This window comes from Streptomyces incanus (assembly GCF_042656345.1).
Lineage (GTDB): Bacteria > Actinomycetota > Actinomycetes > Streptomycetales > Streptomycetaceae > Streptomyces > Streptomyces incanus.
In genome coordinates, this window is sequence record NZ_JBHSPC010000015.1 from 253,562 (window position 1) to 267,588 (window position 14,027).

Consider the following 14,027-nt stretch of genomic DNA (forward strand, 5'->3'; position numbering starts at 1 on the left):
TGAAACCAACGGGAGGAACTGCGCCGTGACGGCCAGCATCAACGACGTCGCTCAGGCGGTCGGCGTCTCCGCGTCCACCGTGTCCCGTGCCCTGCGCGGCCGGCAGGGCGTGTCCGACGAGGTGCGGGACCGGATCGCGGCGGTCGCCGCCCAGCTCGGCTACACCGCGTCCCGTTCCGCTTCCAGCCTGGCCAGCGGCCGCACCTGCACCATCGGGGTGCTGGTCCCCTACGTGGGCCGTTGGTTCTTCGGCACCGTGCTGGACGCGGCCGAGAAGGTGTTCAGCACCGCCGGGTACGACGTGCTGCTGTACAACCTGGGCTCGCCGGAAACGCGCAGGCGTTTCTTCACGGGGCTGCCGGTCCGCAAGCGAGTGGACGCGGTGCTGTCCCTCCTCATTCCTGACGACGAGGAGTCGGCCGCGCTGCGCTCACTGGGAGTGCCGTTGGCCACCACGGTCGGCGGAGCCCGGCCCGGTTTCACCGTCGTCGGGATAGACGACCGGGCCGGCACCGAGAGCGCCGTACGGCATCTGGTGAACCTCGGCCACCGCCGCATCGGCATGATCAGCGGGTCCAGCGGGCCGCTGCACTGGACCACCCCCATCGAGCGCCGCAACGCCTACCTGGACGTCCTGGCCGACGCCGGGATCGAGCACGACGCGGCCCTGGAGGCGGACGGTGACTACACCGTCGTGGGCGGCGAGCGGGCCATGACCGAACTGCTGGCCGCCTCCCGCCCGCCGACCGCTGTGTTCGCGCAGTCCGACGAGATGGCGATGGGCGCGCTGCGCGCCCTGCGCCGCCACCGGCTGAAGGTTCCGGACGACGTGTCCGTCGTCGGCTTCGACGACCACGAACTCGCCGACGTGGTCGGCCTGACCACCGTTGCCCAGCCGGTCGCCGAGCAGGGCGCCGAGGCCGCGCGGCTCCTGCTGCGCCAGCTCGACGAACCCGGCACCGAACCCGCAGGGCACGTCCGGATGCCCATCCGCCTCGTCCTGCGCGAGACCACCGCCCCGCCCCGTCCGCGCGGACCTCACTGACACCCCTCGAGCCCCACACCCCCGGACCCCCACGCCTCGAAAGCACTCCCGCACCTCGAACCCCCGCCACAGCACGGAGGCACACACCATGAGTTCGACCAGCAGAAGGTACCGCCGCACAGCCTGTACGGGCCTGGCTCTCGCCCTGCCCCTGGCGGCACTGGCCGCCTGCGGCGGGGGCGGCGGCACCGACGCGTCCGCGGAGGGCGGCAGCGGCAAGGGCACCATCAGTGTCTGGGCGCACCAGAGCCAGAAGAGCGAGGACGCCGCCGTGCAGGCCGCGGTGAAGTCCTTCAACTCCTCGCAGAGCGACATCAAGGTCGAGCTGAAGCTGATACCCGGCAACGACTACACCAAGACGATCACCGCCACCAGCGCCTCCGAACTGCCGGACGTGATGGAGTTCGACGGCCCGACCATGGCGAACTTCGTCTACAACAAGAAGCTCGCCCCCATCGACGACTACGTCTCCGCCAAGACGATGGCCAACGCCACCGACGCGAGCAAGTCCCAGGGCGAGATCGGCGGCAAGCACTACGGCCTGGGCATGTACGACTCCGGCCTCGGGATCTACGGAAACAAGAAGCTGCTGGACGCGGCCGGCGTGAAGTACCCGACCAGCCTGTCCGACGGCTGGACCGCGGAGCAGTTCACGGACGCGCTCAAGACGCTGAAGGCCAAGGACTCCGACGGCAAGACCCTCGACATCCAGGAGAACAACGGTCTCGCCACCGAGTGGGGCACCTACGGCTTCGCCCCCGTCGTCTGGTCGGCCGGAGGCTCGCTGCTCAAGGACGGCAAGGCGGAGGGCGCCCTCGACACTCCGGCGGCGGTCTCGGCGCTGAAGACCGTCCAGTCCTGGAAGACTTACGTCGACCCCAACACCGACGGCAACGCCTTCGCCAAGGGCCGCGTCGCCCTGAGCTGGGTCGGCCACTGGATGTACCCCACCTACAGCAAGGCCCTCGGTGACGACCTCGTCGTCCTGCCGCTGCCCGACTTCGGCAACGGCCCCAAGACCGGACAGGGATCCTGGGCCTGGGGCATCGGCGCCGACACCAAGAACGCCAAGGCCGCCGGCGCCTTCATGGACTACCTCCTCAACGACACCAACGTCACCGCGATGACGACGGCCAACGGCGCCCCGCCCGCCACCAGGACAGCGCTCGCCGCGTCCCCCCTGTACAAGCAGGACGGCCCGCTCCAGCTCTTCGCCGACCAGCTCGCCAAGCCCTGCGGCGACAGCGGCATCACCAAGTCCTGCGTCGCCGTCACCCGCCCGGTGACCGCCGGATACCCCACCATCACCGCCAAGTTCAGCGAGGCCCTCAACTCGGTCTACGGAGGCGCCGACCCGAAGAGCGCCCTGCTCAAGGCCGCCCGCGCCATCGACCAGGACTTCTCCGACAACGCCGGCTACGAGATCCCGTAGGACCATCGGCCGGGGGCGGGCCCGCGCACGCCGTGCCCGCCCCCGCCGGGAACAGGACCCATCCGTGACATCCGCCGAACCGGCACACGCCGCGCCCCACGCCGGGCAGAAGGCCCCACCCGTGACCGCCGACAAGCCGGCGCGCCCGGCGCGCCCGGCGCGCCCGGCGCGCCCGGCGCGCCCGGCGCGCCCGGCGCGCTCCGTGCGCAAGAACCGCGACTGGCTGCACGGACTGCTCATGTCCACGCCTGCCGTCGCCGGACTCGTCGCCTTCGTCGGCGTCCCGTTCGGCTACGCCGTCGTCCTCTCCTTCTACAACGTCCGCCTCGGCTCCCCGCTCGCGCCGGCCTTCTTCGGCCTGGAGCAGTACCGCCGACTGTTCACCGACCCCGACCTGTCCGGCCCGTTCCTGCGGGCCCTGCTGAACAACCTGACCTTCGCCGTGGTCGTCGTCCCCGTGCAGACGGCGCTGGCACTCGGGCTGGCGATCCTGCTCAACCGCAAGCTCAAGGCGATCGGCCTGTTCCGGTCCCTCTTCTTCATGCCGGTCGTCTTCCCGATGGCGCTGGTCGCCGTGATCTGGCGGCTCATCCTCGCCCGCAGCGATCAGGGCATGCTCAACTCCGCGCTGGATGCGGTGAGTTTCGGCAACTGGGGCGCCTTCGACTGGCTCGGCGACTCCGCCACCGCGATGGCCTCGATCATCGTGCTGTCCGTCTGGCAGGGAGTCGGCTTCCAGATGGTCATCCTGCTCGCCGGCCTCCAGCAGATCCCGGGCGAGCTCTACGAAGCCGCCGAACTCGACCGCGCGAGCCGCTGGCAGCAGTTCCGCCACGTCACCCTGCCCGGCATCCGCGGAACCCTCGTCTTCGTCGCCATGCTCACCTCGGTGCTCTCCTTCCGGGTCTTCGACCAGGTGTACGTCCTCGTCAAGGGCGGCGGCCTCAACGAGGACGCCGCCCGCACCGTGATGTACCAGGCCGTCACCACCGCCTTCGACCAGAACAACGTCGGCCAGGCGTCCGCGATCACCGTCGTCTTCTTCCTGATCGTCGTCGCCCTGACCCTCATCCAGCGCCGCGTCGTCCGGCCCGACAACGAGGACTGAGGACTGACCATGAGCACCCGCCCGGGCCTCACCCGTACCCCCCTGCGCCGCTTCCTCGACTACGCGGTCCTGAGCGTGCTGGCCCTCCTCTTCGCGCTGCCGGTGATCTACCTGTTCATGGGCAGCCTCAAGCCGTCCGACGAAGTCCTGAACGGTCTGTCCGGCTTCCTCCCGACCCACCTGTCCTTCGACAACTACACGGCTGTCCTCGACGGCCTCAACTCCGACAGCACCGGCTACTTCTGGCGCTTCATGGGCATCTCGCTGCTGCTGTCGTTCGTCGTGGTGACGGGCGGCCTGTTCATCAACTCGATGGCGGCGTACGGCCTGTCACGGCTGAAGTGGCGTGGCCGGAACGCCGTCTTCACCCTCGTCCTGCTGCTGATGCTGGTCCCGTTCGAGTCGGTGGCCGTCCCGCTCTTCTACATGTTCAACAACCAGCGCAACACGCTGTTCATCCAGGCGATCCCGTTCATCGCCAACGCCTTCTCGGTCTACCAGTTCCACACGTTCTTCCGCTCGATCCCGCCGAGTATCGAGGAAGCCGCCCGTCTCGACGGCGCGGGCCCCTGGCGCACCTTCTTCGCGATCATCGTCCCGATGTCGAAGCCGGCCTTCGCGTCCGTGGCGATCCTGACCTTCCTCATCCAGTGGGGCTCCTTCCTCTGGCCGGTCCTGATGGTCTCCGACCCCTCGGTACGCCCGCTGCCGCTGGAGATGAGCGTCTTCCAGGCCCAGCTGCCCCCGGACTGGGGCCAGATCCTCGCCTTCGGCGTCCTGCTCGTCCTGCCCGTCCTGATCGTCTTCGCCTTCTTCCAGCGCTGGTTCGTCCAGGGTGTCGCCAGCTCAGCGGTCAAGGGCTGAGCCGCTTCCCGATTTCCCGAGAGGTACTCCTGGTGTGGACCACCCCACCGCCGACACCCCGACGGCCGCCTCTGCGAGCGAGGGCTGCTGCCGTTCCCGCACGACGCGGTCCTCACCCCTGGGCGCGCCGCGTCCGACGATCTCCCGCACGGGCGGGCAGCTCGATGGGGGCGCCGCCGGCTTTCACCCCGGTGATCGCAGGGCGGCGGCCCAGCTGTCCGTCGCAACCGAAGGCATCACCCCCGCTCCGGTCGACGGCGGGCTGAGGGGAGCGGACCGGGCGGAGTTCCGGGTGGTCGTCTTCCACCCCGGACGTGCGCCCGACCTTCCGAGCGGTACGCCGGACGCGTCCTTGAGCTCACCCACTGCCGTATGCCACTGCCCTATGTGTGCTGCAAGCGCAGAGGCCCTCCCGTCCGCCGGACGGAAGGGCTTCTGCCCAGGAGTTTCTCTGTTCCCTCGGCAGGGCTCGAACCCGCGGCACCCGCTTTGGGAGCGAGATCGGGGAGTCGTCGGCACGACCTGCGGGTTTCCTGCTTTTGGCTGTATCCGTCGGCTGTATCCGTTGGCCGTACCCGTGCGTACCAAGGCTCCCCGTGAGTCCCCGCCCGTTCTGGCGCACGAGGGGAACGCCCCGAGATCCTGCACGGGCCCTCTCGATGCGAACCGCGAGCGGGGTGATCGCTGTGGCCTGCCCGAGGCGCTGAAATGGAGCTTCCCGAGTAGGGTGGAACGCACTACGTGCTCATCAGCCGCCTTCCGCTGCCGACCTCTCCGTCGCCCCCATGTGCGTCCGCTGCAGGTCGCGGTGTGACATTCCAAGTGCGGCTCGGGCACTGAAATTCCCGTGAAATGCGGAGTTCCGGACAAGTGCTAGAGAGGCAATCATGGCCTTAGCCACTGCCAAGGACGGCACGCAGATCTACTTCAAGGACTGGGGGTCGGGCCCACCGGTGGTCTTTTCCCACGGCTGGCCACTGACCGCGGACGCGTGGGATCCGCAGCTGAAGCTGATGGCGGACAACGGGTTCCGGGCTGTGGCCCACGACCGGCGCGGGGGTGGACGCTCGGGCCAGCCCTGGGAGGGGAACGACCTCGACACGTACGCTGAAGATCTGGCCTCGGTCATCGAGGCCCTCGACCTTCATGACGTCATCCTGGTCGGTCACTCGACCGGTGGGGGAGAAGTCACACGCTACATCGGCCGACACGGCTCGAGTCGCGTCACCAAGGCGGTTCTCCTCGGTGCGATCCCCCCGTTGATGCTCAAGACGGAAGCGAACCCGGAAGGGCTGCCGATCGACGTCTTCGACGAGCTCCGAAAAGGCGTGCTGACGGACCGTTCCCAGTTCTACAAGGACCTCAGTGCTCCCTTCTACGGCGCCAACCGCGAAGGATCGACCGTCTCGCAGGGGACCCGCGACGCGTTCTGGCTCTGGAGCATGACGGTGGGCATCAAGGGCGCCTACGACTGCATCAAGGCGTTCTCCGAGACCGACCTCACTGAGGATCTCAAAAAATTCGACATCCCCACGCTGATCATTCACGGCGACGACGACCAGATCGTTCCCATCGTGGCATCTGCGAATAAATCGTCGAAGCTCGTCAAGGACGTGACCTTCAAGGTCTACCCGGGTGCTCCGCACGGCTTGTCGACGGTTCCCGAGTTCGCGGAACGGTTCAACGCCGACCTCCTCGAATTCGCACGCGGCTGACCGGCCACGCCCCGTCGCTCACGGGTCATCTCGCGGTCCGGTCTGCGGATGCCCGTCCGCAGGCCTCGGCCGACAGGCGCAGCCGGTGGATCAGCTCGTGTGTGCCGGCCGTGGGACTTCGCCGCGCACCACGGTGTGAGACCGCGCCCGTGTGGGGCCGGTCCGGTCACGGGACCGGCTCGTCCGCCGCTCCCCGCCCACCCCGCTCCTCGGCTTCCACACCGAAGAGCAGGGGAAGGGCGCCGAAGACCGGGAAGAGGGTGACGTGGGCCTGATCGACTTCGGTCGCTTTGGTCCCCGAGTACGACATGGGCCAGTCGCCATCATGCGATTGGCCCTCTGTCCAGCGTCGAGGTGGCGGGAGGCGAACTCACGACCTCTTCGTCCCGAACCGAACTCTCGGCTGAGCAGGCATTCGGGACTGGTGGGCTGGTCAGTCGGCCGTCGACGGCTTCTGACAGTCGACTGCGGGTGCGGCGGTCGCTGTACTCACTGAGGGGCAGCGCCCCCGGCAGTTCGCGATGGCTGCGCCCGTCGCTCAGGCCCGCGCGTAGGTGAGGCAGTCGACCTGCTCGCGCTCGTAACCGACGGTGATGGACGGGGCATGGCACTCCAGCCCGGTGTTGTGCCGGCAGTCAGCCATCTTGCATGCGCCGACCCGGCCGGTGACGGACGGCTCTCCACCCTCCATGTCTGCGTCCATGAACGTGTCGCAGACGGGGTCGCTGACGTCTCCCACGGTGATTGCCACGGCGTGGCAGGTGTGGTCGTGGTTGTAGGCGCAGCTCTCGGCCACGCATTCGCTGATGACGGGCAGTTGCATGACGGACGTGGCTGCCATGAGAGGGCCTGCTTTCTTGAGGTGCTGCACGGATTGGTCGCTGCGGTGGTGGTCCTCTCCGAGCGACGCGGCACGCCGCCACCACGATCGGTGGTCACCGCTCCGGCTCACTGGACCGGCGCCTCCGCTCGTCCACGTCCCGCCGAGGCCTGGCGAACTCGTCCCAAAGCTGCCGCAGACAGTCCCTGATTCCCTCCGCATCTACGGCGCGGGCACGAGGCTCCAGCGGCGGTACGTAAGGACGAAGTGCCGGACAGTGGCCCTGGGGCGGCGGGTACGGATGGACAGGGCGGGGCCAGGGGCCGTGTCCACACCGACAGCTCATGGAACGTTCCCTTCCTGGCCTCCACTTTCCGCGATGTCCGGTGGTGGCGCACTTTGGCCGGGGCAGAAGGCTTGAGGCCGGCAGGTCGGCAGGCCGACCGCTTCCTTCTTCACCAGGGGGGTGATCGTCCCTCTCGGTGTGGTCCGTACAGCCGTGGACGTCGACGGTGATCGGGGCGGTCCGGAGCAGCCACCGGGCGCCGGGCCGGAGAGCGACGACGAGTGCCACGGCGGCTGCCCCGTCCGCGGCATGCGCCTCCACGGTTCGCTCGGCCAAGGTTTCCGTACCGGTGAAGAGCGTCGGCCAACCCCTCCCGCTCACGGCCCTGCGGAGTGGGGCGAAGATTTTTCACGCGACTCGTGTCGCACGTCGGTCGGCGCCGCCGACGGTCCAGCGGCTCCAGCCGCGGGCCTCGTCCAGGGCTCGGGCCGTCCGCCGGGGCCGAGTCGGCCGGGGCCGGCCAGGTCGGCGTGCCGTTTCCGATTGGGGCGCCTGGGGTGTACGGGGCATAAGTGGTGCACTGTCACACGGCATCCCATACTGGGCCAGGTGTCACGGGGAGTGGGCCGCTCAACGAAGAGCGCCTGCGTCTCCTCCCGGCGGCCGGGATCGAAGTGCTCGGCCCCATTCAAGGACCCGCCCGGGTAGCCCGCCCTCACTTCCGACAGCACAGCTGCCAGCACCGGTGACACCACTCCCGACAGTGCCCGTGACACCGACCCCGACCCCGACCGCGACCGCGTGCGACAGCACGTCGGCCGCCGGACGCCAGTGAGGGGTCGCTGGGCACCCGGCCGAAGAACTCGTCGCGCGATGCATCCGAGAAGCCGCTCATCCGGAAACCGGACCCCACATGTGACCGGGGTCCCCCACGAAGGGAGTTCCGAATGATGAACTCGCGCAGCAGGAAGATCGCCACCGCAACCGCCAGTGCCTGCGTACTGTCCCTCGCCGTGGCCGGCCCCGCCTCCGCGGGGGGTACGGCACAGGAGGACGGCAAGGCGTCCGTGACCGTCTTCCACGGCGTTCCGGGCCTCACCGTCGACGTGTACGCCAACGGAAAAGAACTGCTTCCCGACTTCAAGCCCGGCACCCTGACCGAACCCCAGTCCCTGGACCCGGGCACCTACGACATCGAGGTCTTCGCCGACGGCAAGGGCCCCGGCGGCAAGCCCGCCATCCAGAAGAGCGTCGAGATCCCGGCCGGGGCGAACGCCACGCTCGCGGCCCACCTCGACGCACAGGGCACCCCCGTGCTCACCGCGTTCGTCAACGACACCTCCAAAGTCCCGGCCGGTAAGTCGCGGCTGACCGTCCGTCACGTGGCCGCGGCACCCGCCGTGGACGTCCGCGCGGGCGGCAAGCCGGTCATCGAGGGCCTGACCAACCCGAACGAGAAGTCGCTCGAGGTGCCCGCCGGCATGGTGAACGCCGATGTCGTCCTGGGCGGGACCGACACCGTGGTCATCGGCCCTGCCGACCTCGACCTTGCCGAGGGCGCCAGCACGGTCGTCTACGCCTGGGGCAGCGCCAAGGACAAGAACCTCGCTCTGAAGACGCAGACGATCAGCGGCATGGAGTCCGCGCCGCGCGGTGTGAACGCCGGTGAGAGCGGCGCGATGGCCGCCGCCAACGAGTCCGCCACCGTCTGGCTCGCCTGGGGCACCATGGGTGCCGTCGCGGTCGCCGGTCTGCTGGCCGCCCGCCGCCGGTACACCCGGAGCGACTGACGGCCATGCGTTCCTCCCTCAGGGGCGGGCGGCCCTCCGCGGCGGCCGTTGGGGCCGCCGCGGTGGTCGCCGCCGTCCTGGCGGCGCTGCTGGTCTGGTCACTGCGGCCGTCCGGAACCTCGGCGCCGTCGGACTTCGGCACCCGGCCGCAGGCCCAGGAGCCTACGGCCGGGCCCTCGTTCGGGGTCCACGACAGTGGACCGGACGAGGCGGAGAACGCGTCCGGCCCCGTACCCGAGCCGACGGCGCTGCGCATCCCACGGATCTCTCTGGACGCCCGGCTCCAGGACGTCGGCATCAAGGACGACGGAACGGTGGAGATCCCCGACAGCGTGGGACAGGCCGGCTGGTACCGCTACGGCCCCGCACCGGGCGCCCCCGCCGGATCCGCCGTCCTCATCGGTCATGTGGACGGCCGCACCGGCGACCTGGGCGCTTTCGCCAAGCTGTACGGGGTCCGGAAGGGCGACGACGTCACCGTCGCCCGCGAGGACGCGCCCCCCGTGAGGTACAAGGTGACGGCCCGCGAGGTGGTCGACAAGGACGAACTCCCCGACGAGGTGTTCCGGCGCCACGGCCGGCCGGTCCTGACCCTGGTCACCTGCGCACCCCCGTACGACCGCGAACGCGGCGGCTATCAGAGGAACTTGCTGGTGTACGCCGTTCCCGCCCAGGAGCGCGGCCAGGGGTGACCGGCTCGGGGCCATGATCCGCAGCGGCGGGGGAGACCTGTCCGGCTCTGGCGGACCGGGTGATGCGCCGACGTAGTGACGTCGGGAGAAGCTCGGGGCGAGCGTGCTGCGGCACGTGCAGGAACCCACCGTGGAGTGGGGGTGTCGGCGGATCCGGAGGGGGGACGACTTCTGCGGGGTGCAGCGGACCGGGCCTGCTCGGTGGGGTATGCCCCACCCGCGACTCCTGCCATGCCTTCGTGAGTTGCGCGAGCGCGGACGTCCCCGTAGGTCCCGCTACCCTTGCGGGCACGCCGCCCTGACGATCATGGCGGCCGGCTTCGCAAGCGACACCGGTACCCGCTCGACGTACCCGAGTACGTGTGTTCAGGGGCCGGTTGGGAGGGGGTCCCGTGACAGAGAAATTACCTGTGCCCGTCGAATCGCCTGAGCCCGCCGAACCGCCTGAGCGGTCCCGGCAGTCGGGGCGAATACCCGAGGGAGAGGCCGCGGACACAGGAGGAGCACAGAGGGCGGGAACACCACCGAAGGGCAGGTCGCGCGCGACGACGGACACGCAGCTCGGCGAGGTCCCCAGCCTCATGTACGCGGGCGCCTACGCCCACGACCTCTGGTTCACCGACCTGCGCCGCGGATCACCCTCCCTCGTGAGCACCGCCGTCCTGTGGGCGGCACTCGCCACCGGCGTGCTCAGCATGGCGCTCCTCGACGACGGTGTGGGCGTCAATCTGTTCCTCGTCGCCCTGCCGGCCACGCTCACCGCGTACTTCGCCGCGCGCCAGGCAGGCCGGTTGCAGGCTCGCCCCTGGACGCTCGCCTGGGGCGTCGGAGGGATCGCCCTCCTGCTGGTTCCGGCGCTGCGCGCCGCCCTGTGGCCTTCTCTCCTCGCCGTGGCCACCGCCGTCGGTCTCGCCTCGCTCGCCCTCCACGGCTCGCGGACCTGGGCCGGCGTCGTCCTCAGCCCCTTCGGGCTGGTCGACTCGTTGTTCAAGGGCGCCGGGTGGGGCTGGCGAGGAGTGCGCACCCGGGCCGGCAACGCCTCCGGCAACGTGGGTTCCGCACTGCGCGTCCTGGTCGTGACGGCTGTGCTCCTCCTCGTCTTCGGCGCACTGTTCGCCGGGGCCGACGCGGCCTTCGCCGACCTGCTGGGCAGGCTGCTCCCGGACACGTCCGTCGGCGACGGCCCCTGGCGGCTGGTGCTGTTCGCCCTCGGACTCCTCGGGGCCCTCGCGGCGGCACACAGCGCCGCCGCCCCTCTGTGGTGGGACAGTTTCCAGACCAGACCAGTCCGGGCCGCGCCCGCGGCCGGGGCGAATGGGCGCTTCCCCTGCTCCTGCTGTGCGTGCTGTTCGCCGTCTTCAACGCCATCCAGCTCGCCGTCCTGTTCGGCGGATACCAGGCCGTCCTGGACAAGACCGGCCAGACCTACTCCGAGTACGCGCGGCAGGGCTTCTGGCAGCTCCTCACCGCCACGCTCCTCACCCTCCTGGTCATCGTCCTCGCGCTGCGCTGGGCACCACGCGGCGGGCCCGGTGACCGGAACCTGATGCGGGGAGTCCTCGGCGCCCTCTGCGCACTCACCCTGATCGTGGTCGCTTCGGCGGTACGGCGCATGGACATGTACGTCGAGGCGTACGGGCTGACCCGGCTGCGGATCTCCGTCGTGGCCGTGGAGCTGTGGCTCGGCCTGGTCATCCTGCTGATCATGGCCGCCGGAGTCTGGGGCGCACGCCGGCTGCCCCGCGCCGTCGCCGCGTCGGCCGCTGCCGGGGTCCTCGCCTTCGGCCTGGCCTCTCCCGACGGGCTGATCGCCGAGAACAACGTGCGGCGCTACGAGAAGACCCACAAGCTCGACCTGGACTACGCACGTGGCCTCTCGGCGGACGCGGTCCCGGCTCTGGACAGACTGGAAGAGCCCATGCGGTCCTGCGTCCTCGGCCCCCTGGCGGAAGGGCTCGGTCCGGCAACGGCGTCCTGGTACGAGATCAGCTGGGGAGAGGTTCACGCCCGGCAGATCCTCGAGGAACGGCCGCCGGCGACGACCGGCCCGGGAACCTGCAGCAGCGGGGAGAGCCTCGAGTACTACCGCTGACCGGGACGCCCCGTTCCGCCGGAGCGGGCGGCCGGCCGGGCCAGCTTTGGTGCCCGGGACCGCGAGCGACCGGGACCGGGCCGTTGCGGACCGGCTCGGGGCCGTGATCCGCGAGGGTGGGGAAGAGGTCTCCGGCCAGGAGAGGCGGACTCCAGTGGCACGCGTGCGGCACGACTCCGAACACGACGGAGGGCCGGCCTGGGAGGAAACCCCTCTTGAGCCGGCCCTTTCTGCTGTGCCTCCGGCAGGGTTCGAACCTGCGACACCCGATCGAGGAGTTCTTTCTGGGCGGGGCCCTGAACCGGGTACACGTTGCTTGAGCGCGTTTGGCCCGGGAAGACACGCTTCGGTGGTTCCCGCGAGTTCGCAGGGTCCCCAGCCTCATGCGTGCCGAATCCGTTCCGGTCGGCCTACGGGCTGAGACGGTGTCTCTGCGGTGATGCAAGGGGTCTGAAGGTGACGTCGGGGTCGGGGTCGGGCGTGCTGCTCGATGGGCGTGAGATCGAGTGACGGCGCATCGGGCCTTGCCGGGGAGGTCGGCTGCTCGTGCGGGCGGTGTTCCGCGACCGCCCGGTGGGGCGGCGGCCTCGACGTGTGCGATGCCGGAACGCCGCCCACGCCCCGAGGTGATCCACCGTCTGAAAGACGTGAGCACTCTGGCCAATGTTGCCCTGTTCGCGCTCATTTGAGAGCGCGTGTGACACGTGTCCGCCGACTGTTCACACTTTCCGCAAGACATTCGTCTCCGGCTCCGCGGCGCAGGGGCCGCGGAGATCCCCACACCACCTGGCGGGACACCATCGGGTGAGGCGAGCGGCAGGGCTGAGTTGGCGTATGGCTTGGCCCTGGCGACATGACGACTGCGACCGACGACTCACCGAGGCTTTCGCCGGCAGGGCGCGCCCTGCCGGACGGCTTCGCCGTGAGGGCGCCGGCCTGACCGCCGACAGCAGCTCCGCACGCCGCTCCGCCGCGTACAACCGCGCTCTCGCCACGGCCGTCACCCCAGGGTGTGCCGGGCCAGCGTCGCCCCCGGCCGGGACCGGCGAGCGTGCGGCATCAGGAAGACTTCCGGACGACCAGGGTGGGGCGCAGGACCAGCTTGGTCTCCGCCACGGGCGTGTTGTCGAGCCGGGCGATCAGCAGGCGGGCCATCTCCCGGCCCATCTCTTCCAGCGGCTGCCGTACGGACGTCAGCGGCGGGTCTGCATCGGCGGCGACGGGCGAGTCGTCGAAGCCGACCACGGCCAGGTCCTCGGGTACCCGGCGTCCTTCCCGTCGCAGGACGTGCAGTGCTCCGGCGGCCATGATGTTGGACGCGGCGAACACCGCGTCCAACTCGGGTAATCGATCAAGCAGTTGCTGCATCGCGACGACACCGGAAGTACGCGTGAAGTTGCCGTGCGCCTCTGCCGGGGGACACAGCCCGTTCTCCCGGAGTGCGTCGTGGAAGCCGGTACGGCGGTCCGCCCCGGCCTGGATGTCCAGGGGGCCGGTGATGGTCGCGATACGGCGCCGACCCTGCTCGACGAGGTGCCGGACCGCCAGCCGGGCGCCTTCGGCGTTGTCGACGTCGACGGACCAGTCGGGGACGTAGCAGGTGGGGCGGCCCACCAGCACGGCGGGCGTCCCGGACTGTTCGATTGCAGCGGGCAGCGGGTCGTCACCCCGGAATGAACTGAGCAGGACCCCGGCGACATGGCGGGCCTTGAGGAACGCGGTCAGCCGGTCGCGGTCCTGCTGGGACTGGGCGATGGCCAGCAGCAGTTGGATCCCCTTGTCCACGAGGCCCGCGGTAGCACCCCGCACGACGGCCGAGAAGTAGGGCTCCTCCCAGAAGACCCGCTCCTGCTCGACGGCGACGACGAAGGCGACGGTGTCGGTGCGTCGGCGCACGAGGGCGCGAGCCGCCGGATTGGGCACATAGCCCAGTTCGCGGACGGCCCGGAACACGGCTTCGAGTGAAGCCGCGCTGACCCGGTCGGACCCGTTGATGACGCGCGAGGCCGTACCCCGGCCTACCCCGGCATGGGCAGCCACCGCCTCGAGCGTCACCCGTCGTCCTTCCAACTGTTCCCCTCCCTCTTCAACCCTTACGGCACGGCCCGGCACGGCACGGCCCGGCCCGGCCCGGCCCGGCCCGGCCCGGCCCGGCCCGGCCCGGCACGGCACGGCCCGGCCCG

At 70.1% G+C, this 14,027-nt stretch carries 10 protein-coding genes and 1 pseudogene; 8 read left to right on the top strand and 3 right to left on the bottom strand.

Annotated features, from left to right (window positions below):
- Positions 1-25: 25 nt before the first annotated feature.
- From ACFP2V_RS07005 to ACFP2V_RS07025, 5 genes are all read left to right on the top strand, one after another.
- Positions 26-1,045: a LacI family DNA-binding transcriptional regulator gene (locus ACFP2V_RS07005; protein ID WP_381207023.1), complete on the top strand. Its 1,020-nt coding sequence runs from the start codon at positions 26-28 to the stop codon at positions 1,043-1,045.
- A gap of 88 nt (positions 1,046-1,133) precedes the next feature.
- Positions 1,134-2,477, top strand: coding sequence for an ABC transporter substrate-binding protein (locus ACFP2V_RS07010; RefSeq protein WP_381207027.1), 1,344 nt, complete (start codon positions 1,134-1,136; stop codon positions 2,475-2,477).
- Positions 2,478-2,541: 64 nt separating this feature from the next.
- On the top strand, positions 2,542-3,585 hold the full coding sequence (locus ACFP2V_RS07015; RefSeq protein ID WP_381207029.1) for a carbohydrate ABC transporter permease: 1,044 nt from the start codon (positions 2,542-2,544) through the stop codon (positions 3,583-3,585).
- Between the two features lie 9 nt (positions 3,586-3,594).
- Positions 3,595-4,449, top strand: coding sequence for a carbohydrate ABC transporter permease (locus ACFP2V_RS07020; protein ID WP_381207032.1), 855 nt, complete (start codon positions 3,595-3,597; stop codon positions 4,447-4,449).
- An 887-nt stretch (positions 4,450-5,336) separates the two neighbouring features.
- Entirely contained in the window at positions 5,337-6,164 is an 828-nt protein-coding gene (locus ACFP2V_RS07025; RefSeq protein WP_381207035.1) for an alpha/beta fold hydrolase, read from the top strand.
- A 166-nt stretch (positions 6,165-6,330) separates the two neighbouring features.
- On the opposite strand, the gene ACFP2V_RS07030 is transcribed toward ACFP2V_RS07025, so the two are convergent.
- Both ACFP2V_RS07030 and ACFP2V_RS07035 read right to left on the bottom strand, forming a co-directional pair.
- Entirely contained in the window at positions 6,331-6,474 is a 144-nt protein-coding gene (locus ACFP2V_RS07030) for a hypothetical protein (protein ID WP_381207038.1), read from the bottom strand.
- A 228-nt stretch (positions 6,475-6,702) separates the two neighbouring features.
- Positions 6,703-7,005, bottom strand: coding sequence for a DUF1540 domain-containing protein (locus tag ACFP2V_RS07035; RefSeq protein ID WP_381207041.1), 303 nt, complete (start codon positions 7,003-7,005; stop codon positions 6,703-6,705).
- Positions 7,006-8,217: 1,212 nt separating this feature from the next.
- Between ACFP2V_RS07035 and ACFP2V_RS07040 the strand changes: the two genes are divergently transcribed.
- From ACFP2V_RS07040 to ACFP2V_RS07050, 3 genes and pseudogenes are all read left to right on the top strand, one after another.
- Positions 8,218-9,060: a DUF4397 domain-containing protein gene (locus tag ACFP2V_RS07040; RefSeq protein ID WP_381207044.1), complete on the top strand. Its 843-nt coding sequence runs from the start codon at positions 8,218-8,220 to the stop codon at positions 9,058-9,060.
- Positions 9,061-9,065: 5 nt separating this feature from the next.
- Positions 9,066-9,752 carry a class F sortase gene (locus ACFP2V_RS07045; RefSeq protein ID WP_381207047.1) on the top strand — a complete coding sequence of 229 codons (687 nt, stop codon included), beginning with the start codon at positions 9,066-9,068 and terminating at the stop codon, positions 9,750-9,752.
- Between the two features lie 581 nt (positions 9,753-10,333).
- A pseudogene (locus tag ACFP2V_RS07050) lies at positions 10,334-11,844 on the top strand (DUF4153 domain-containing protein).
- Between the two features lie 1,059 nt (positions 11,845-12,903).
- On the opposite strand, the gene ACFP2V_RS07055 reads toward ACFP2V_RS07050, so the two are convergent.
- Positions 12,904-13,956: a LacI family DNA-binding transcriptional regulator gene (locus ACFP2V_RS07055; RefSeq protein WP_381207552.1), complete on the bottom strand. Its 1,053-nt coding sequence runs from the start codon at positions 13,954-13,956 to the stop codon at positions 12,904-12,906.
- Positions 13,957-14,027 lie beyond the last annotated feature (71 nt).